The sequence below is a fragment of the Sinorhizobium terangae genome (genome assembly GCF_029714365.1).
In the GTDB taxonomy this organism is placed as follows: domain Bacteria; phylum Pseudomonadota; class Alphaproteobacteria; order Rhizobiales; family Rhizobiaceae; genus Sinorhizobium; species Sinorhizobium terangae.
In genome coordinates, this window is record NZ_CP121659.1 from 450,799 (window position 1) to 470,792 (window position 19,994).

At 61.3% G+C, this 19,994-nt stretch carries 16 protein-coding genes; 9 read left to right on the forward strand and 7 right to left on the reverse strand.

All coding sequences use genetic code 11. The annotated features are described in order from the left end of the window. Positions 1–49 precede the first annotated feature (49 nt). Complete coding sequence (locus QA637_RS02110) at positions 50–1,597, forward strand: trimethylamine methyltransferase family protein (RefSeq protein WP_153438169.1); 1,548 nt, start codon at positions 50–52, stop codon at positions 1,595–1,597. A gap of 28 nt (positions 1,598–1,625) precedes the next feature. After that, a complete protein-coding gene (locus tag QA637_RS02115) occupies positions 1,626–3,674 on the forward strand; it encodes an NADH:flavin oxidoreductase (protein WP_153438167.1) in 2,049 nt (682 codons plus the stop codon). A 164-nt stretch (positions 3,675–3,838) separates the two neighbouring features. Here the strand turns inward: QA637_RS02115 and QA637_RS02120 are convergent, their stop codons facing one another. The 6 genes from QA637_RS02120 to QA637_RS02145 all read right to left on the reverse strand — a co-directional run bounded on the left by QA637_RS02120 (position 3,839) and on the right by QA637_RS02145 (position 9,886). Continuing rightward, positions 3,839–4,468 (reverse strand): PRC-barrel domain-containing protein, encoded by a 630-nt coding sequence (locus QA637_RS02120; protein WP_283063122.1) that lies wholly within the window; start codon positions 4,466–4,468, stop codon positions 3,839–3,841. Between the two features lie 386 nt (positions 4,469–4,854). Continuing rightward, positions 4,855–6,579, reverse strand: coding sequence for an IlvD/Edd family dehydratase (locus QA637_RS02125; protein WP_283063124.1), 1,725 nt, complete (start codon positions 6,577–6,579; stop codon positions 4,855–4,857). A gap of 85 nt (positions 6,580–6,664) precedes the next feature. Further along, complete coding sequence (locus tag QA637_RS02130; protein WP_283063126.1) at positions 6,665–7,549, reverse strand: SMP-30/gluconolactonase/LRE family protein; 885 nt, start codon at positions 7,547–7,549, stop codon at positions 6,665–6,667. Next, entirely contained in the window at positions 7,546–8,184 is a 639-nt protein-coding gene (locus QA637_RS02135; RefSeq protein WP_283063128.1) for a 2-dehydro-3-deoxy-6-phosphogalactonate aldolase, read from the reverse strand. Before QA637_RS02135 ends, QA637_RS02130 begins: the two co-directional genes overlap by 4 nt. 14 nt (positions 8,185–8,198) lie before the next feature. Continuing rightward, a complete protein-coding gene (locus tag QA637_RS02140) occupies positions 8,199–9,116 on the reverse strand; it encodes a 2-dehydro-3-deoxygalactonokinase (protein ID WP_283063129.1) in 918 nt (305 codons plus the stop codon). Continuing rightward, positions 9,116–9,886, reverse strand: coding sequence for an SDR family NAD(P)-dependent oxidoreductase (locus QA637_RS02145; protein WP_283063131.1), 771 nt, complete (start codon positions 9,884–9,886; stop codon positions 9,116–9,118). Before QA637_RS02145 ends, QA637_RS02140 begins: the two co-directional genes overlap by 1 nt. A 128-nt stretch (positions 9,887–10,014) precedes the next feature. Here QA637_RS02145 and QA637_RS02150 point away from each other — a divergent pair, with 128 nt between their 5' ends. The 6 genes from QA637_RS02150 to QA637_RS02175 all read left to right on the forward strand — a co-directional run bounded on the left by QA637_RS02150 (position 10,015) and on the right by QA637_RS02175 (position 17,945). Next, a complete protein-coding gene (locus tag QA637_RS02150) occupies positions 10,015–10,827 on the forward strand; it encodes an IclR family transcriptional regulator (RefSeq protein ID WP_283063133.1) in 813 nt (270 codons plus the stop codon). 196 nt (positions 10,828–11,023) lie between these two features. Then, complete coding sequence (locus QA637_RS02155; protein WP_184108442.1) at positions 11,024–11,764, forward strand: helix-turn-helix transcriptional regulator; 741 nt, start codon at positions 11,024–11,026, stop codon at positions 11,762–11,764. Between the two features lie 76 nt (positions 11,765–11,840). After that, positions 11,841–12,680, forward strand: coding sequence for a LuxR family transcriptional regulator (locus QA637_RS02160; protein WP_153438152.1), 840 nt, complete (start codon positions 11,841–11,843; stop codon positions 12,678–12,680). A 539-nt stretch (positions 12,681–13,219) separates the two neighbouring features. Then, positions 13,220–14,377 carry an Mrp/NBP35 family ATP-binding protein gene (locus QA637_RS02165; RefSeq protein WP_283063135.1) on the forward strand — a complete coding sequence of 386 codons (1,158 nt, stop codon included), beginning with the start codon at positions 13,220–13,222 and terminating at the stop codon, positions 14,375–14,377. 671 nt (positions 14,378–15,048) lie between these two features. Then, on the forward strand, positions 15,049–16,026 hold the full coding sequence (locus QA637_RS02170) for a magnesium transporter CorA family protein (RefSeq protein ID WP_283063136.1): 978 nt from the start codon (positions 15,049–15,051) through the stop codon (positions 16,024–16,026). 17 nt (positions 16,027–16,043) lie between these two features. Next, on the forward strand, positions 16,044–17,945 hold the full coding sequence (locus QA637_RS02175; RefSeq protein WP_153438144.1) for a potassium transporter Kup: 1,902 nt from the start codon (positions 16,044–16,046) through the stop codon (positions 17,943–17,945). Positions 17,946–18,037: 92 nt separating this feature from the next. Here QA637_RS02175 and QA637_RS02180 read toward each other — a convergent pair whose 3' ends face one another. Continuing rightward, positions 18,038–18,976 (reverse strand): helix-turn-helix transcriptional regulator, encoded by a 939-nt coding sequence (locus QA637_RS02180; RefSeq protein ID WP_153438142.1) that lies wholly within the window; start codon positions 18,974–18,976, stop codon positions 18,038–18,040. Between the two features lie 139 nt (positions 18,977–19,115). On the opposite strand from QA637_RS02180, the gene QA637_RS02185 reads away from it, so the two are divergent. Then, positions 19,116–19,790: a hypothetical protein gene (locus QA637_RS02185; protein WP_283063138.1), complete on the forward strand. Its 675-nt coding sequence runs from the start codon at positions 19,116–19,118 to the stop codon at positions 19,788–19,790. The last annotated feature ends 204 nt before the right edge of the window (positions 19,791–19,994 follow it).

The window sequence follows — 19,994 nt, forward strand, 5'->3', positions numbered from 1 at the left end:
CAACGGTCTTGATGGTCACTAGCATCATGAAAAATGATGGGAGGTTGCAATGGAATCGACGTCAGCAGCAACGGTTGCGACGCCCCGCAGAACACGCGGTGCACGCGCACAGCGACGGGAAGGGGGCAGCAATCTTGGCGTTCCCTATATCGTCCGCAACATACCGACCTACGACATTCTCGGCGAGGAAAGCCTGCAGCGCATCGAGCGGACCGCGGATCGCATCCTTGCGGAGGTCGGCATCGAGTTCCGCGATGATCCCGCGGTACTCGACCATTGGAAGCGCGCCGGCGCGAAGGTCGATGGGGCTCGGGTCACCTTCGAGCCGGGCATGCTGAAGGAGATCGTCCGTTCCGCACCGTCGCAGTTCACCCAGCATGCCCGCAATCCCGCCCGCAGCGTCGAGATCGGCGGCCGCAACGTCGTCTTTTCCCCGGCCTACGGTTCTCCCTTCGTGATGGACCTGGACAAGGGCAGGCGCTACGGCACGATCGAGGATTTCCGCAATCTGGTGAAGCTCGCCCAATCGAGCCCGTGGCTGCACCATTCCGGCGGAACGATCTGCGAGCCGGTCGACGTGCCGGTCAACAAGCGCCACCTCGATATGGTCTACAGCCATATCAAGTATTCCGACCGCGCCTTCATGGGCTCGATCACGGCCGAGGAACGTGCCGAGGATTCGATCGAGATGGCGCGCATTGTCTTCGGCGCCGATTTCGTCGACAGGAATTGCGTCATCCTCGGCAACGTCAACGTCAATTCGCCGCTCGTCTGGGACGGGACGATGACGAAATCCTTGCGCGCCTATGCGCGCGCCAATCAGGCGGCGGTCATCGTGCCCTTCATCCTGGGCGGGGCTATGGGGCCTGTCACCAATGCCGGCGCCATCGCCCAGTCCTATGCCGAAACGCTCGCAGGCTGTGCGCTGACGCAACTCGAACGAAAAGGGGCGCCGGTGATCTTCGGCAATTTCCTGTCATCGATGTCGCTTCGCTCCGGCTCGCCCACTTTCGGCACGCCCGAGCCGGCGATCGGCAGCATGGTCGTCGGTCAACTCGCCCGCCGGCTGGGCTTGCCGCTGCGTTGCGCCGGCAACTTTTCCAATTCGAAGCGGCCGGATGCGCAGGCGATGCAGGAGGGCGTCATGTCGATGCTGTCTGCGGTCCACTGCGGTGCCAATTTCATCCTGCATTCGGCCGGTTTCGTCGATGGCCTGCTCGCCATGTCCTACGAGAAGTTCGTGATGGATACCGATTTCTGCGGGGCGCTGCATTCCTATCTCGCGGGCGTCGTCGTCGACGACAATGCGCTCGCCATGGATGCCTTCCTCGAGGTCGGACCGGGCAGCCATTTTCTCGGCTGCGACCATACGATGCGCAATTATCAGACCGCTTTTTGGGACAGCGCGCTTTCCGACAACGAACCGTTCGAGAAATGGGTCGAGCAGGGCGAGACGGACATGGCGGCACGCGCCAACCGCAGCTGGAAAAAGACGCTTGACGAATACGAAGCACCGCCTCTGGATGTAGCCATCGACGAAGCTCTGGTGGATTATGTCGCCAGACGAAAGAACAGCATGCCCGACGCCTGGTACTGACGGGCGTGGAAGCCTCAAGGACCGTTGGATGACCGTTTCGAAGGACCCGCTGCTCCAACCCTACCGTCTGAAGCATTTGACACTCAAGAACCGGATCATGTCGACGGCCCATGAGCCGGCCTATTCCGAAGACGGCATGCCGAAGGATCGCTATCGTCTCTACCACCTGGAAAAGGCCAAGGGCGGCATAGCGCTGACGATGACGGCCGGTTCGGCCATCGTCTCCGAGGACTCTCCGCCGGCCTTCGGCAATCTCCATGCCTATGCCGACGAGATCGTGCCGTGGCTCAAGAAACTCGCCGACGACTGTCATGAGTACGGCACCGCCGTGATGATCCAGTTGACTCATCTCGGCCGCCGTACGAACTGGAGCAAGGGCGACTGGCTGCCGGTGTTGAGCGCCTCTCCCATCCGCGAGCCGGCGCACCGGTCGTTTCCGAAGGAAATCGAGGAGTGGGATATCGAGCGGATCGTGGGCGACTATGCAGCGGCCGCCAGCCGCATGCAGGCCGCCGGTCTCGATGGTATCGAAATCGAGGCCTACGGCCACCTGATCGACAGCTTCTGGTCGCCAGCCACCAATCATCGTGACGACGAATATGGCGGGTCGCTCGACAATCGCCTACGCTTCATGAACCTGGTGGTGGACGCCGTGCGCAAGGCGGTTGGTCCGGATTTCATCGTCGGCACGCGTATGGTCGCGGACGAGGACTGGGACAAGGGCCTGTCGAAGGAAGAAGGCGTCGAGATTGCGAGACGGCTCGCGGGCTCCGGCAAGATCGACTTCCTGAACATTATTCGCGGCCATATCGAGCACGACGCACCGCTCACCAAGGTGATCCCGATCCAGGGCATGGCCGCCTCGCCGCATCTCGATTTCGCCGGAGAAGTACGGGCAGCCACGAAATTTCCGGTCTTCCATGCCGCCCGCATTGCCGATGTGGCAACGGCGCGGCATGCGATCGCCGAGGGCAAGCTCGATATGGTCGGCATGACCCGTGCCCATATTGCCGACCCCTATATCGTCAGGAAGATCGAAGAGGGGCGTGAGGCCGAGATCCGCCCCTGCGTCGGCGCGACCTATTGTCTCGACCGCATCTATGAGGGCGGCGGCGCCCTCTGCATTCACAACGCGGCGACCGGACGCGAGGCGATCGTGCCGCACGTCATCTCGAAAAGCGATGGCCCCCGCCGGCGTGCGGTTGTCGTCGGGGCGGGGCCCGCCGGCCTAGAGGCGGCCCGCGTGCTCGCCGAACGCGGTCACTCGGTCGAGCTTCTGGAGGCAACCAGTGAAGCCGGCGGCCAGATCCTGCTGGCAGCGCGGAACCCGCGTCGCAAGGAAATGATCGGCATTGTCGACTGGCGGCTTTCCGAACTCGAGCGGCTCGGCGTTCCGATCCATTACAATGTCTTTGCCGGCGTGGAGGACGTGCTGGCGCGGGAACCGGATCTCGTCGTCGTTGCCACCGGCGGCATCGCCCAGAATCCCGCGCTCGAGACAGGCGACGACCTCGTCGTTTCGAGCTGGGATATTATTGCGGGCGCCGTGAAGCCCGAGGGACCTGTTCTGCTTTATGACGACAACGGCGCGCACAGCGGCATGACCGCGGCCGAACTGATAGCCAGAGCTGGCGTCGAACTTGAGATCGTTTCGCCGGAGCGCATGTTCGCACCCGAGATCGGCGGCATGAACCACGTTCCCTATGCGAAGATCTTTGCCGAGAAGAATGTGCGGGTTACGATCAACACGCGGCTGAAATCGGTAAGACGCGACGGCAATTCACTGGTTGCGACCTTGTGTTCGGATTTTTCGGAGACCGCTTCGATCGAGCGTCGGGTGGCGCAGGTGATCGTCGAGCATGGCACGGTGCCGATGGCCGAACTCTATATCGAGCTCAAGCCGCTGTCCCGCAACCTTGGCGCGGTCGACTACAAGGCTCTCATCCGTCGCGAAAACCCAATTGTCTCGCGCAATCCCGAAGGGACGTTCGATCTGTTTCGGATCGGCGATGCGGTCGCGAGCCGCAATATCCACGCGGGCATCTATGATGCCCTGCGATACTGCGTGCTTTTCTGAGGCCGTTACAGCGCCGCGCTTTCAATTGGAGGTCGCTGTAGCACTTTGAATTGCTGCATGATCTTGTCCTTAAATCGATTCCGGTTAAACAATCATGCAGTAGAAAAGCGGCGCATTGCGCCGCTTTTCAGGTATGGGAGCGGGATGTCCGCTGCCAATTCAGCTTACTGCTGAGGTGACGGCTGCGTCGGCGTTGCCGGTGACGTACCGGTTGACGATGTCGTTGATGTGTCGACCGGCTGTGCTGCATTGCGCTCGGCCATCATCTGCGATTTCGTCTTGAACTCCGGCGCTGCCTTCAGCGTGTCGGCCGTCTCGGTCGTGGTCAGCTTCAGCGCTGCCGTGTCGGCCTGCTCGGAGATCTCGATCCGGTCGAACGGGACCGCGACGTTCTTCTGGCCGATTCCGAGGAAGCCGCCGACGCCGATCACGGCCGCTTGGACGCCGCCGTCCTTCTTGATGATCAGATCGTCGATTTTGCCGATGCTTTCATCGGCCGCATTGTAAACCGATTGGCCTACATAATCGCTCGTCGCGATCTGATCGGCTGCCTGCTCGGTCAAATAGTCCGATTTAGCGGCAGTATCCTTAGGTGCCTCGGTGCCAGCGGGAGGAGGAGTCTGGGCCTGGTCGGCCGGAGGCTCCGTCGCAGGCGGTGTCGTGCCGCCCGGCTGCGTCTGCGTGGGTGCTGCCGGAGGCGGAGTCGTTGTCTGCTGCGCGAAACTTGTCGGGGCGAAGGTAACGCCCACGAGAAGCGCGCCAGCCGCAACGGAAGATACAAGTTTCTTTGTCATATCAGACTGCCTTTCGTTGACGTTGTCGACCACCCCACGGCGTTGGCGAGCGGCCTGCCCACACCGCGCTGGTGATACTCAAGCAACGTCCGGAGGCGAAATCTGTTCCGTAAAAAATGCAAGCAGCCACCGAGGGAAGTGGTGGCGGTTCTACCTTGGCTGCGTTGTTTTGGCAGGATCAAGCCGTTGGCGGTCGTGTCATGCAGGGTCGGCAAACGCAGCCTTTCTTTGTTAAGGTATAGCTAAAACTACGTCCGTCGCCAGAACTTCTCGCATGGCCCCCGGAAAATACTTAGGTGAGTAACGAAATTTCGCGTGAAGATCCCGGACGAGCTCAATCCGAGATCTTCATACTTTACCGCTATCGCGCGCTGTCCGATGACGTCTTAATGGCTCTCGCGTTGCACATCGCTGCCGCTCTTGCCGACGAGGAAGTCGAGGTCGGCACCCTTATCGGCCTGCAGCACGGTCTCATGATAGAGCTTGTAGTAACCGCGCTGCCATTTCTGCTCCGGCGGCTGCCAGGCGGCCATGCGAGCCGCGAACTCCTCCTCGCTGATCAGAAGGTTCAACTCGCCCTTCATGGCATCGAGACGGATACGGTCGCCGGTCTTGACGATCGCAAGCGGGCCGCCGGCATTGGCTTCCGGACTGACGTGCAGGACCACCGTGCCGAAGGCAGTGCCCGACATGCGCGCATCCGAAACGCGCACCATGTCGCGAACGCCCTTTTCGACGAGCCGCCGCGGGATCGGCATGTTGCCGACTTCCGCCATGCCGGGGTAGCCCTTCGGGCCGCACCCCTTGAGGACGAGGATCGTATCCTCGGTTACCGGCAGGTCGGGGTCGTCGATCTCGGCCTTGAGGTCTTCGATTGTCTCGAACACGTAAGCCGGACCTTCGTGCGCGAGCAGATGCTCGCTCGCGGCCGATGGCTTTATGACCGCGCCGTTCGGGGCAAGATTGCCTTTCAGCACGCGAATGCCGGCGGCGGCGCGCAGCGGGTTGTCGAGTGGACGGATGACGTCGTCATTGTAGACCTCGGCACCTTCCCAATACTTGCTGATGGGCACGCCGAAAACCGTCGGCGCGTCGGCGTGGAGCAGGTGCTGGATGCGGTTCATCACTGCCGGCAGGCCGCCCGCATAGGCGAGATCCTCGATGAGATACTTGCCCGACGGCATGCAATTGACGATGCAGGGGACCTGGCCGCCGACGCGATCGAAGTCTTCAAGACAGAGGTCGACGCCGGCGCGTCCGGCGATTGCGAGCATGTGCACGACAGCATTGGTCGACCCGCCGACGGCGGCGTTCGCGATGATGCCGTTCTCGAAGTTCTTCTTCGTCAGGATCTTCGAAAGCCGAAGGTCCTCGTGCACCATCTCGACGATCCGCTTGCCAGTCATGTGTGCGAGCGCCATGCGGCGCGCGTCGACGGCAGGAAGGGCTGCGTTGGTGGGGAGCGAAAGGCCCATCGCTTCCACCACCGAGGCCATCGTGGTTGCGGTGCCCATGGTCATGCAGACGCCGGGCGAACGCGACATGCCGCTTTCCGCAGCCATGAATTCCTGCAGGCTCATTTCGCCAGCCCGTACGGCTTCGGAAAATTTCCAGACATCCGTACCCGAGCCGATGTCCTTGCCCTTCCATTTGCCGTTCAGCATCGGCCCAGAGGAAACGACGATCGTCGGCAGGTCGACGGACGCGGCGCCCATCAACTGGCCCGGGGTCGTCTTGTCACAGCCGCCGAGCAGCACCACGCCGTCGATCCCGTGGGCGCGGATCGCCTCTTCGACGTCCATCGCCAGAAGGTTGCGGAAAAGCATGGCGGTCGGGCGCATCTGCGTCTCCCCGAGCGAGGAAACCGGGAATTCGACCGGAAAACCGCCGGCCTCCCAGACGCCGCGTTTGACGCCTTCGGCCAGGACGCGCAGGTGGCTGTTGCAGGGGGTGAGCTCGGACCAGGTGTTGCAGATGCCGATGATTGGCCGCCCGTCGAAAACATGATCCGGGAACCCCTGGTTCTTCATCCAGGATCGATGAATGAAGCCATCCTTGTGCGTTCCGCCGTACCAATGGCGGCTTCTCAAATCCTTTTTCTTCTCGCTCATTCGAGCCCTCCCGTTCCATGGCGATTCATCGCATGGCTAAATTGTATGACTTTTTGGCAGCCCGATACCAGCACTTGTTATGCGGTTAGAGCAGAAAGGCGGGCTCGAAACGGCCCTTGACTTCGACGCCGAGGTCGAAAGTCTTCCCGGCATTGGGATCGGCCGCCCGGGCGGTCTCGTCCATTCCCTGCCAAGCCGAGGTTATAAGCAGCCGATCGGCTTTCGCTCCGATGAAAGCGGGGCAGCTTGGCTGCGTCGCGGGGACGGCATAGCGGGCGATCTTTTGGCCGTCCGGCCTGTAGACGTCGACGGAACTTGCACCCCAGAGCGCGTTCCAGATCAGCCCGTCGGCATCGCAGACCGCGCCGTCGACGTCTCCGGGAGACGTGCTCTCGTCGGAAAGGACAACGGCATCCCCGGTCGGAAGAGCGGTCGCGGGATCAATATCGACGCGCATCAGATGGTTGACGGCCGAATCGGTGAAATAGGCCGTGGCTCCGTCGGGCGAGAAACAAATGGCGTTTGGAATGCTGATATTGCTGTAAAGCTTGGTCACACGGTCGCCGGCGACATGGTAGATCGCACCCGAATGCCTTTCGGCTTTCCGTCCCATCGTGCCGATCCAGAGAGCGCCGCATGGATGGACGCGACCGTCATTGGAGCGGTTGCCGGGTTTGTCCTCAAGCATGGCGAAACGGGAGAGCTTGTCGCTTCCCGTATCGCGAATGAAAAGCCCCTGGTCCGACGCGACCAACTGCCGGGCCGGGTCGATGACGGCAAGCACGGTGCCGAGAAAGGGCAGCGTGTGAACCGTCTTGCGGCCGCTTTCAACATGCAGTTCGTGCAGTTCCCGGCCCGTGATGTTGAACCACCAGGCAGTGCCGCTGCCGGGATCGAAGGTCGGACCTTCGCCGAGCTCGGAGCAGAGGTCGCAGAGGACGCGGCCGGAAAACGGAACGGGATCGGTCATCGGTGGCCTCCATAAACTGCGTCATAGGCTTGAAGCGTCGCCTTCGCCCGCTGTTCAACGTCTGCGGCGCTCATGCCGGGCTTGTAGAGGCTCGAGCCGAGGCCGAAGCTGCGAATACCGATCTTGGCGTAGTCGGCGAAGTTGCTTTCCGACACGCCGCCGACGGCTGCGATCTCGATATCGGTTGGAAGAACCGTGCGGATCGCCGCAATACCGGCGGGGCCGAGTACGCTCGCGGGAAAGAACTTGAGACCGGACGCTCCCGCGCTGGCGGCGGCGAGCGCCTCGGTCGGCGTGAACGCACCCGGCATCGTGACCATGCCCTTCGCCGCGGCAAGGTTGATCACCGACGGTTCGACATTGGGGCTCACCATCAGCCGCCCGCCGACGACGGCAAGTTGTTCCACCTGCTCGGTCGTCAGCACAGTTCCTGCGCCGATCAGGCAGCCGGCCGGCGCCATCTTCACGGCGATCTCGATGGAACGAAACGGGTCGGGCGAGTTCAGCGGGATTTCAATTGCGGTGAAGCCTGTCTCGATCAGCGCGCCGACGATGCCTTCCGTTTCGGCGGGTTTGAGCCCGCGCAGGATGGCGACCAGCGGATATTTCATCGGTGGCAAGGGGATGCGGTTCATCTTCTTTCTTTCGGTCAGAGGGGCCAGATGGCGCAGGCGGCGGCGGAGAGGCCGGCCCGCACGGCATCATCGGCGTCGACATGTTGAACTTTGAGGCCCTGGCTTTGCAGGGCCGCGCGGTAGAGCGCTCCGAGCGGGCCCGAGGCGACGAGGCAAATTCCGTCGATCGATCCGGCCGTCGCGAGGGCGCCTGCGATCTCGATGCCGATCAGGGTGCCGGAGAGCCGTGCCTTGGCGTCGGTGGCGCTCAGCCCGTGGAGAAGCTGTCCCGCGCGAACTGAAAAAAGCAGGTTCGTGGCAAGAGCCGGATTCCGCGCCGCCTCTGACACGGCTTCGACAAAAGCCGGATCGTTGCCGGCGAAGACGCCTCCATCCGCCACCGCATGACTGAGAATCGAGTGACGCGAGACGACATCGAACAGTTCGCCGGTCATGAAGGTGGAAAAGCCTTCGACCGTGTCGCCGTTGAGGCGGACCCATTTGCTGTGCGTACCCGGCATGCACACGAGGTGCCGCCCGGTGCCGAGCGTACCGGCGGCGCCGAGAAGCTGCGTTTCTTCGCCGCGCATTACGTCCGGATGGCGCATGTCGCGCTGGGCGAGGCCAGGCAGTATCCGGATATCGCGGTCGACGTCCGGGACGGAGATAGCGTTGCCGGCAATCGCGGTGAGGGCGGCCGGTGTATCGAGGTAACCGGCCTCCCTCCAGCCCTGGCGGGCACCGGCCATGCCGCAAATGATGATCGGGAGATGGCCGGGAGCATCCGTCGCGGCGAGATGGGTGTCGAGTACTGCGTGGAAACCAACCTTCGCCGCCGTCGTCATGCCTTCAGCACTGCGGCGTTCCGCAAGGACGGCTCCGTCCTCCCCGACGAGCCACAGCCGGAAACTCGTGGTTCCCCAATCGACCGCGGCATAATAGCCTGCCGTCATCAAAATACGCCTCCATCGATGATCATGGTCTGAGCCGTCATCGCCGCCGAGCAATCCGAAGCCAGGTAGAGGCACGGCCCCACCAGGTCGTCGGCGATCAGCATGCGTTTCAGGCACTGTCTCTCTTGCATCCGCGCAATCGCGTCGTCGTCCAGCCACAACCGCTTCTGCCGTTCGGTGACGATCATGCCGGGCAGGATCGCGTTGACGCGAATATTCTCCGGCCCGAGTTTCCCGGCCAGCGACTTTGTGAGGCCGACAATGCCGGCCTTCGCGGTGGCATAGGCGGGGACATCCGGCATGTTGAGCATGAAGGCGATCGACGAGAAGTTGATGATCGACCCGCCGCCGGCGCGCTGCATGTGGGGTGCCGCTGACTGGCACATGAAGAACAGGTGCCTGAGATTGACGGACAGGCTTTCGTCCCAGCTCTCTTCCGTCACCGTTTCGAGTTGCTGCCGGTCGTCACGTGCGGCATTGTTAATGAGCACGCGGATCGAGCCGAGCATGCCGGCGGCGGTTTCGACGGCCGCTTTCAAGTTCGGGACCTGTCTGAGATCGGCGGGAATGAATTGGGGTCTTCTTCCCGTTTCGGCGGCCAGCTTCTCGCAAAGCGCAAGGCTCTCTTCCTCAGCGATGTCAATGAAGGCCACGCGCGAACCTTGCCGCAGGAAAGCTTCCACCAGAGCAGCGCCTATGCCCGACCCACCGCCGGTTATGAGCACACCCTTGTTTTGGAGGTCGGGAAACTGACCGCTCGGCAATGGCATGGCTTCCTCTATGCTGATATTGGATGAGGTGGCAGTTCCATTATGTGGAACATTGTTTTATTATCTGGAATTATCGCGCCGTTGCTTTTATCCTGTCAAGGCACGCCGCTGCTACGAAGCCTGATGACATGAACGAAACCAAAACGACCGACGCAGAGATTGAAATCGCCGGAACCGGCACGCTCGGCAAGGCCATGGCGGTTCTCGAGGCGGTGGTGACGGCGGGCAGCCCGCAGCGGTTCACGGATATCGTTCAATCCGTCGGGCAGCCGCGCGGCACCGTGCATCGGCTGCTCAGTCACCTGGTCGAGGAAGGCCTGCTCGTTCAGGGCCGTGATCTGTCTTACGAGCCGGGCCTGCGCCTGTTGAAGCTCGCCTATCGCTCCTGGTCCGGCAACCGCTTCCGTGACATCGCTGAGCCGCATCTGTTGCGTTTGCACGAACTGACCGGGGAGACGGTTCACCTCGGCGTCCTGCAGGAGACCGAGATCATCTATGTCGACAAGGTCGAGAGCCGGCAGGCGGTACGGATGAGTTCGCAAATCGGCAAGGCGTCACCGGCCTATTGTACGGGCATAGGCAAGGCCGCGCTGTCGTCGCTGTCGCAGCCGGAGTTGTTGCGAATCGCCGCAAACATGAAATTCCATCCGTTCACGGCCCATACGCACCGCTCTGCGGCCGGCCTGCTTGCGGAAATCGATGAAATTCGCCGCGATGGGCACGCGTTTGACCGCGAAGAGCACGAGGCGGAAATCTGCTGCGTCGCCGCGCCGATCTTCGTTCCGGAACACGATCTGGTTGCGGGCGTATCCGTCACCGGGCCTGCCTATCGCGTCAACATGGCGCAGCTGGCGGCTTGGGCCGACGTCGTACGGGGGGCGGCGGGAAAGATCGAGGAGGAGGTCCGAATGCGCCTCGGCCCCGGGCGCAATGGACGTTAACTCTGCTTTACGGTAAATTAGGAACTTCGACTGGACGAGCTGTTTCGAGATCATTAGCTTGCGATATATCAGGCGCGCCGCTACGGCCGGTTGCAAGGACTTGAAGCGGACTTGATTTTTGACGGAAGTTTTGACGTCGTTTATCACGGCGAAGGCGGCCTCGCTCGATCGGGCGCGGGATGTGGGAGACGAGCGGGTGGTAGATTTCAGCGCAGGTATGTCCTCATTAATACTCCCGAGCGGGCGGTCAGTCGCGGGAGCGCTGGGCGACGAAGACGATATCAAGCGGGTTCTCGGTCAGATATCGGACGCCTACGGCTTTCGCGGATTCCTGGTTTTGTCGATCCCGGATGCCGGATGCCACAGCCTGGGCACGCAGGCGCTGATGACAACCTGGCCGTCGGAGTTTCTCAGGCGCTACGACAGCGCTCGTCTGATCGATGGTAGCCCTGTCATCCAGCGGCTGCGCCGGAGCACGATTCCGTTCACCTACGATGCCCATCTGCTTGCGCGCAGGCGGCTCGACGGCAAGGGTGACGCGGCGGTTTGTGTCTTCGAAGCGGCCGGTCTGCCGCGCGGTCTGTATCTGCCGGTTCATGACGCATCGGGACGACGCGCCGCCGTCGCCTTTGGTGGCAACAGAGAGCTTGTTTCCAATGACGAGATGCAGGCGCTCAACCTTTGGGCGGGTCTTCTCTACAGTCGGCTGAGCGAGGTGCGAGGCCGTGACCGGCGGGGACCCGGCAGCCTTTCCCGTCGTGAGATCGAGTGCCTCCGCTGGGCCGCCGCGGGCAAGACGACCATGGAGATGGCGAGAATCATGGCGCTTTCCGAATACACGGTGAACCATTACCTCAATCGCGCGACGCGCAAATTGGATTCCGTCAATCGTGTTCAGACCGTTGCCAAAGCCATGCGTGCAGGGCTGATCAACTGAATTTCGTTTTTCGAAAAGGCCGGACGGAACATGCGGCGCGCAAAGCGGGGGAAAATACACAGCCTTTTGCACATGAATGGCGCCGAACGTGGATCATCTGTTGGCATTGGTCGACTGCTCGGGCTATTTGGTAATCGATGAATGCCATGGAACGTGCGAAATGCAAGATACGATGACGGCCGGGATGACTGACACCGATCTGCCCCGGGGCGGTGATTTCGCGTCTGAAATCGCAAGGCTTGAGACCCAGTTCGATATCATCCGCTATATGCGGCGGGTCACGCAGCTCTTCGGTTTCAAGGTTTTTCTCATCTGTTCGATTCCCGCGATCGAAGTGGAGAGGCTGGCTGCAACGACCGTCATATCCAACATGCCGGCCGAACTCCTCAACAAGTATGACAGCCTGTCGATGCTGCGCTTCAGCACGGGCGTGCGTCGCTTGCGGGAGACCACGACGCCGTTCCAGATCATGCTTGAAGACTGGGAAAACGAGGGCGGCAAGCCGGCATCGGCTGCAGACTACATCGCCATGTTGCACGAGAACGGCCTTTTGCAGGCCAACTATTTCCCGGTCCACGATGCCGAAGGCGGCCGCGGTGCAGTTATTCTCATGGGGCCGGAAGCGGATTTGCCGATGACGGCGGCGATGGAATTGCAGATGATCGCGATCCACGTCTACAATCGATTGGCGGAGATCGGCGCCGTCTGGAAGAATACCAATACCACCCTGTCCGAGCGCGAAATCCAGTGCCTGAGCTGGACGGCAGCCGGCAAGACCAGCGCCGAAATCGCCGGTATCCTTGGTCTGTCCGAGCACACCGTCAATCACTATCTCAATCACGTTACCAAGAAGCTCGACGCCGTGAACCGCACGCAGGCGGTCGTGAAGGCGATGAAGAAGGGCTACATCAGCTGATACCCGGCGCGAGCCGCGCCCCTGCGCGAAAATAATATGCTTGCTCAGAAACAGTGCAGCCATCCTTGCCTGCATTGCTAAAGCGCATAGACCTCATCCAATTGAAATCACTATATTTTCCTGCAAGGCGCGAATCTGGCACGCATTGTGCATCTGTGTGTTGTGTCCAGAGGGGACTACAATAAAACAGCGCCCACGAAGGTTGCGAGGAAGCAGGGCCGCCGCCAGTCGTTTGTGATCCCGGATGTACGGACACGACGATCGGCTGGCGGCCCTGTTTTTCCCAATCTGTCGCATTGGCGAACCGCTCCGCCTCAACTATCTACTGCATAATTCCTTAAATCGGGTCAGATTTGGGGATAAATTATCCGCTGCATGTTTCCTTAAATCGTGGGCGATTTAGGATAAAAACATGCAGCAATTCAAAGCGCTACAGCGTCCTTTGCACGTCGGAAGAGACGCGCGGCACTGCAGTGGTTCAAAATGTTACCGCCTAATCAATGCCAGGCGGCGTAACGAAGACAGATGAAGAGGGCGGCATGCCGGACGTAACCAGGGAAACGGTTCTTGAAAAGCTGCGGAACGTGCGCGGACCGGACATGGAGGGCAATATCGTCGACCTCGGCCTTGTCTCCGACGTCTTCATTTCCGACGGAAAAGCCTATTTTTCGATCACCGTTCCGGCCGATCGGGCGAAGGAGCTTGAGCCGATGCGCGCCGCGGCGGAGAGGGTCGTGCGCGAAATACCCGGCGTCAAGGCGGCAATGGTTGCGCTGACGGCAGATCGCAAGGCGGCACCGCAGGCGGCGCCGGTTCAGACGCCGCGGCAGGTTCCGCCCGCGGCGCACGGGCACGCTCAGCGTCCGGCCGGTGGCGCGCCGGCAAAGGCGGGTATCCCCGGCGTCGGCGCCATTATCGCCGTTGCTTCCGGCAAGGGCGGTGTCGGCAAGTCGACGACATCGGTGAACCTCGCGCTCGCATTGCAGGCAAATGGCTTGAAGGTTGGTCTGCTCGACGCCGATATCTACGGCCCCTCCATGCCGCGCCTTTTGAAAATCAGCGGCCGGCCGCAGCAGATCGAAGGGCGGCTCATTCGGCCGATGGAAAACTACGGGCTGACGGTCATGTCGATGGGTTTCCTCGTCGACGAGGAAGTTGCCATGATATGGCGCGGCCCGATGATCCAGTCGGCCCTGCTGCAGATGCTTCGCGAGGTGGCCTGGGGCGAGCTCGACATTCTCGTCGTGGATATGCCGCCCGGCACGGGTGACGCGCAACTGACGATGGCCCAACAGGTGCCGCTGGCCGGCGCCGTCATCGTCTCGACGCCGCAGGACCTGGCGCTCGTCGATGCACGCAAGGGGCTCACGATGTTCCGAAAGGTGGAAGTCCCGGTTCTCGGGATCGTCGAGAACATGAGCTACTTCGTGGCGCCTGACACCGGCAATCGTTACGACATCTTCGGTCACGGCGGCGCGCGCAAAGAAGCCGAGCGCATTGGCGTGCCGTTCCTCGGCGAGGTACCTTTGACCATGGGTATTCGCGAAACCTCAGACGCGGGAACGCCGGTGGTGGTTTCCGAACCCGACGGCGAGGTCGCGCGCATTTACCGGGGTATTGCAGCAAAGGTCTGGGAGCAGGTTTCGGCGGCTCGCCAGACCAAGGGCCGGACGATGCCCGATATCGTCTTCGAATAGATTTGCGTCGTCCGAGCAGGTCAGAGCCTCTCATGTCTAAATGGAAACGATTCTGTTGGCTCAAGCGGAGTGGAACGTTTGCTCGGCTGGCGCGCGCCGTGGCCTGAGCATACGGCCAAGCCGTCCGAGCAAACAGGCCGCCTGCTTCAGCCAACGCGAAGGGTCGGGCATCTTTCCGCCAGGATCAGAGGCGATCGCCTCGGCCGTACGGTCAAGTACGACACTACAGCGCCGCGCGTCCAATCGGACGCGCAAAGGTCGCTGTAGCACTTTGAATTACTGCATGGTTCCTTAAATCGATTCCGATTTAAGGAACCATGCAGTAGGCAATCGCCTCTGATCCTGATGAAAACCTGCTCCGGCAGAATCGCTTCCATTTAGACATGAAAGGCTCTAGTTTGCGCCGAAATGAAATCCTGCGAGGACAGGCATGCGCAAAGGAGCATTGATTTTGCGCGCGTGTTGCGCCATATGCCTTGCCGCCCCTGTGCAGGGTGATCGGCTCAGCGCCTCTCGCCGGAGACTATGGCCTCCCGCGACAAACGATTGAGGATTTGTCGTGCAGGGCGGAAGCTTCATCTGATGAATCTGCATTATGGAAATCGTGTGGCGGTTGATCGCTTCAGAGCCTTGTGGGTCGATTTTGTCGGCCGCATGAAAAGGGCAGCGGCATGATCACGGGATACTGTACGAACGGTGACGCCGTTGCATTGTCAGCGGCAGAGCCGCCGGCGTCCCTGCGTCCCGAGGTCGTCTGGATCGATCTCGTCGAGCCGACCAAGACGGAAGATCTGATGATGGAGAAATTGCTGGGGATCTCCATCCCGACGCGGGACGACCTGAAGGATATCGAGCCGTCAAGCCGCCTCTACACCGAGAACGACGCCGTCTTCATGACGGCTTCGCTGGTCTATCGCAGCGATACGGAAATTCCGGGCCTGACGGATGTCGGCTTCATTCTTTCGGGCGGCCGGCTGGTGACGATCCGCTACGCGGAGCCCAGGGCGTTCGGGTTATTCAAAGCCGGTATGCACCGGATTCCCGGCGGGTGCCGCAACGGAGCCGTGCTTCTCGCCCGGCTGCTCGAGACGATCGCCGACCGGACGGCGGAAATCCTGGAGCAGGCGGTGGACAAGATAGACGGCCTGTCGATCGAGGTTTTCGGCGACAAGGCGGCGGCCAGACGCCGTCCGCCGCACTTTCTCGAGGCACGGCTGCGCGATGTGGCGGGTCACTACAGGCTGGTCGCAAAAACGCGCGACAGCCTTGCCTCGCTTTCAAGGCTTTTGACCTTCGTCTACACTGTTCCCGCTGTGCAAGGCGACAAGGACAGCCGGGAACTTTGCCGGTCGATATCGCGGGACATACAATCGCTCTCCGAGCACGCGGCGTTCATCTCGGGAAACATCACCTTTCTGCTCGATGCCTCGCTGGGGCTTATCAACGTCGAGCAGAATGCGATCATCAAGATCTTCTCGATTGCCTCGGTCGTCCTCTTGCCGCCGACACTCGTCGCGTCCATCTATGGCATGAATTTCCGCGTGATGCCGGAGCTTGAATGGCAGCTCGGCTACCCGTGGGCACTGGCGGCTATGGTGATATCGGCCGTGATACCCTTCTTCTTCTTCCGTTGGAAAGGCTGGCTTTAAGAGCCTGTTGGACACGTATGTCTCAATTGTCTGCCCCTGCCGTACACGGGTCCGAGAATATGCGCCGCCTGCTCGTCCTCGGGCTCGGCTCGATCGGCGTCGTCTATGGCGATATCGGCACCAGCCCTCTCTACGCGTTCCGCGAGGCGCTGCGGCCCGTTTCGCATGACGGTGTCACGGACGTTGAGATCATAGGGTTGATCTCGCTGATGATCTGGACGCTGACCATCATCGTCACGATCAAGTATGTGCTCTTTCTGTTGCGTGCCGATAACCAGGGGGAGGGCGGCACGCTCTCGCTGCTCGCTCTGTTGATGAAGACCGCCAACGGTCACACCTCGATTCTTTTCTTCATGGGCATCGCCGGAGCGGCTCTTTTCATCGGCGATGCGATGATCACGCCGGCGCTGTCCGTGCTCTCGGCGGTTGAGGGGCTGAAGCTGGTGACGCCGGACCTGACCGATTATGTCGTTCCGATCGCGGTGGTGATCATGCTGCTGCTATTCGCAGTGCAGTCGAAGGGTACGGCTGCGGTTTCGAATTTCTTCGGGCCGATTACCCTTGTCTGGTTTCTGGTGATGGGCGCTGTCGGTCTGATGCACATCGCTGACGACCTGTCGATCTTCGCTGCGTTTAATCCGTACTACGCGGCCACATTCATGCTCAACGAAGGCTTCGTCGGCATGATCGTGCTCGGCGCGGTGTTTCTGACCGTGACCGGGGCGGAGGCACTTTATGCCGACCTCGGCCATTTCGGTCGGCGGCCGATTCAATGGGCATGGTTCACCGTGGTGTTTCCGGCACTGACGCTGAATTATCTCGGCCAGGGCGCCTTCGTTCTCAAGAACCCGCAGGCGATGTCCGATCCATTCTTCCTGATGTTTCCGAAATGGGCGCTGCTTCCGGCCGTCATTCTGGCAACGGCGGCGACGATCATTGCCAGCCAGGCCGTGATCACCGGCGCCTTCTCGCTGACGCGCCAGGCAATCCATCTCGGCTTCCTGCCACGCATGGCGATCTTCCACACATCCGAGACCCATACCGGCCAGATCTATCTGCCGAACGTCAACACGCTGCTGATGTTCGGCGTCATGGCCCTGGTCTTCATGTTCGGCTCCTCCGAGGCGCTGGCGACCGCCTATGGCATTTCCGTCACCGGTGCCATGGTCGTGACGACCATCCTGTCCTTCGAGTTCCTGCGTGCCCGCTGGAACTGGTCGGCCTGGTGGGCAGCCGGCACGCTGCTGCCACTGTTCACGTTGGAGTTCTTCTTCCTCGGCGCCAACATGCTGAAAATCCATGATGGCGGCTACGTGCCGATATTGATCGCGGCGACCTTCATCATAATCATGTGGACCTGGAAGCGCGGGACGGAACTGCTGCATGCCAAGACGCGGCACATCGACATTCCGCTGGCGAGCTTCATCAAGTCGATCGAACGCAAGAGCGAGCATGCGCCGGTGGCCGTGCCCGGCACGGCGATTTTCCTGACAAGCGACCCGGAGTCGACGCCCGCGGCCCTCCTGCACAACATCAAGCACAATCATGTGCTGCATATGCAGAACTTCATCCTGACGATCCGTACGGCCAACACACCGAAAGTGCCCAAGGAGGAGCGGGTCAGCGCGAAGCCCCTGTCCGAACGCTTCACGCTTCTCGAGATGAAGTTCGGCTTCATGGAGACGCAGAACGTCTCCCAGGCCCTGGGTCTTTTCCGCAAGTCGGGGCTGAAATTCGACATCATGTCGACGTCCTTCTATCTCGGCCGCCGCAAGCTCGTACCCGACGCGCAGTCCGGCATGCCGCACTGGCAGGATCGTCTGTTCATCGCGCTCGCCAGCGCGGCGATCGACCCGTCGGACTATTTCCGTCTGCCGACCAACCGCGTGGTCGAGCTCGGTTCGCACGTGATCATCTGAAACGCCAGGGAAGACTATCTTCTTCCCCCGACGAGAATATCGCCGGTTCGCCTGCACGTATCCTTAGATCGCAGTGCAGCAAATTCAAAGTGCTACGGCGCCCTTTGCGCATCCGTCCGGAAGCGGGAGGGCGCCACTCCCGTCCAGCGCTTAAACGCGCGCGTGAAATGCGCGGAATCGCTGTAGCCTACCCTGAAGGCGATGTCGGTCATGCTGTGAACGCCTTCGCAGATCAACCGGATGGCCTCCCCGCGCCGCGTCTCGTCGAGCAAGTCCTCAAAATCGACGCCGCAAAACTTCAGGCGCCGCTGCAGGGTCCGAGCCGACATGCCAATGCTTCTTGCTACGACCTCCAGCCCAAGCGCATGACCATCGGACAGCCTTTCGCTAAGCAGCTTCGCCGCCTCCACCGTCGAGGCCAGTGCCTCTGTCACCTTCGAAGGGCGATTGCGTCGGATTTTGAGAGGAAGGTTCAGCAGCTCCCGATCGATCTCGATCATATCGTGATCGCATCCCATTTCGATGTTGGGGCCCAAGCACTCCTCCAGCGCCTCGCTTCCGCGTGACCTCGACGCAGTCAGTCGAACTTTTATCGCGGAGGGCTCTCCCGCCAGAAGCGGCACCTTCCGCAATACGGCGAGGCTTCCGAAGATGAAGTGCCGCGGATCGAACTCGAAACGATCGGCGAAGCGGAAGATGATGCGAGCGGTTCCGCCTTCCACCACGAAGCGTACATCCGACCCGTGATGGATCGATGACACGTTGGCTGCCGCGAGCACACATGCATCAGCCACGTTCTCCGCTGCGAGAACCGACTGTCCCCATTGGCCGAGATCGCGCAGTTCGGTCAAGCGCCCGACATGCGCGCCCGCGAACGGGTCCCCCAGGAGAGCGGCCAACTCGTTGGCCATGTGAAAGCACTGGGCGCGCGGAAGCCAGCCGTCCGCGTTCTGGAACACATTTGGCGAGATGCCGAGGCGCGCGCAGAACTCGATGGCCGAAACATCGTGCTTCGCGAGGTAGGGCGCCATCGGCAGAAAGGCCCTAACCCTGATGGAGGGTGCAGAATGTAACATCCGAGCAGCAAAGTTGGCATGGAAAGGCAAGACGTAAGTTGAATACTATAGCAGTATGCAACCGGCTGAGAAGACCTTTGCGACGAAGTTGTTCATGGCAACGCTTAGCGACCTTGAGGAGGAACTGATGCCGTCGAAACTTACCGCCAGCTCCATTGCGATCACGTTTTTCGCTCTCAGTCACATAACGGCGTTGGCGCAAAGCACTGAGCCGGCGCCCGTACACGTCCCGTTGCAAAAGACAATCGGTCAGGCAAGAACCGAGGTCGTGCCGTCGCTGATCGTCCTCAATGCGCGCGGCGCCAATCTGGCGGACAAAACGTTGACCCTGACCGGCGTGGCCGCCAACTCCATACTGTTTGCGGATCGTCCGGTGCGGGCGGCTGGCCACGCGCCGACCAAGCAGCTAATCGAGGAGTGGGCGGAAGGCAGCGACAGTTTCGCCAAGGACCCGCCGAACGCAACCATATCCGTCTTGAGCAAGGACGGTTCGACGATCCGTGACGCGGTCGTCGTTCTGACGTCGCCCAGGCTCGATGGCGAGCAACTGTCCTTCGCCGTCGAGGTTCTGGAGGGAAGCCTCGATGGCGCCGACGGTCCGGCCTCGGTGTTCATCGACATTATCGGCATGCCGCTGACGCCGCTCTCCTTCGCCGGCGTCGCCCGCCGCACTGCCTATCGCGGCGCCTGGTACGCTGGTGCCGCCGCTGCGGCAGCCCCCTACTACCGCCCGGCCTGTGGCTATTATCCCTATCCGCCCTGCTATTGAAACGCTGGACTAAGTATCGCGGCAAAAAGGCAGGATCAAACCGAGCGCCGCTTTACCCGCACAGGTCTCTCCCGCAGCGATTGTACCGACTGGATTAAACCGATGTCGGATAGGGCCCCTGCGCATGTCATGAATCCGGCGCGGATTGGTTCGCGCTGGTGTCTGCGATGCTGGCGCGCTCAACACTCCTGTTACCGCGCGGCC

Bases quoted from the DNA above. Each gene is read 5' to 3' on its own strand.
- QA637_RS02150 (WP_283063133.1), top strand. From the start codon at position 10,015: ATGAACGAAACCAAAACGACCGACGCAGAGATTGAAATCGCCGGAACC.
- QA637_RS02175 (WP_153438144.1), top strand. From the start codon at position 16,044: ATGTCTCAATTGTCTGCCCCTGCCGTACACGGGTCCGAGAATATGCGC.
- QA637_RS02135 (WP_283063128.1), bottom strand. From the start codon at position 8,184: ATGAACCGCATCCCCTTGCCACCGATGAAATATCCGCTGGTCGCCATC.
- QA637_RS02115 (WP_153438167.1), top strand. From the start codon at position 1,626: ATGACCGTTTCGAAGGACCCGCTGCTCCAACCCTACCGTCTGAAGCAT.
- QA637_RS02160 (WP_153438152.1), top strand. From the start codon at position 11,841: ATGGCGCCGAACGTGGATCATCTGTTGGCATTGGTCGACTGCTCGGGC.
- QA637_RS02170 (WP_283063136.1), top strand. From the start codon at position 15,049: ATGATCACGGGATACTGTACGAACGGTGACGCCGTTGCATTGTCAGCG.
- QA637_RS02110 (WP_153438169.1), top strand. From the start codon at position 50: ATGGAATCGACGTCAGCAGCAACGGTTGCGACGCCCCGCAGAACACGC.
- QA637_RS02185 (WP_283063138.1), top strand. From the start codon at position 19,116: ATGGCAACGCTTAGCGACCTTGAGGAGGAACTGATGCCGTCGAAACTT.
- QA637_RS02120 (WP_283063122.1), bottom strand. From the start codon at position 4,468: ATGACAAAGAAACTTGTATCTTCCGTTGCGGCTGGCGCGCTTCTCGTG.
- QA637_RS02165 (WP_283063135.1), top strand. From the start codon at position 13,220: ATGCCGGACGTAACCAGGGAAACGGTTCTTGAAAAGCTGCGGAACGTG.
- QA637_RS02125 (WP_283063124.1), bottom strand. From the start codon at position 6,579: ATGAGCGAGAAGAAAAAGGATTTGAGAAGCCGCCATTGGTACGGCGGA.
- QA637_RS02180 (WP_153438142.1), bottom strand. From the start codon at position 18,976: ATGGCGCCCTACCTCGCGAAGCACGATGTTTCGGCCATCGAGTTCTGC.
- QA637_RS02130 (WP_283063126.1), bottom strand. From the start codon at position 7,549: ATGACCGATCCCGTTCCGTTTTCCGGCCGCGTCCTCTGCGACCTCTGC.
- QA637_RS02140 (WP_283063129.1), bottom strand. From the start codon at position 9,116: ATGACGGCAGGCTATTATGCCGCGGTCGATTGGGGAACCACGAGTTTC.
- QA637_RS02145 (WP_283063131.1), bottom strand. From the start codon at position 9,886: ATGCCATTGCCGAGCGGTCAGTTTCCCGACCTCCAAAACAAGGGTGTG.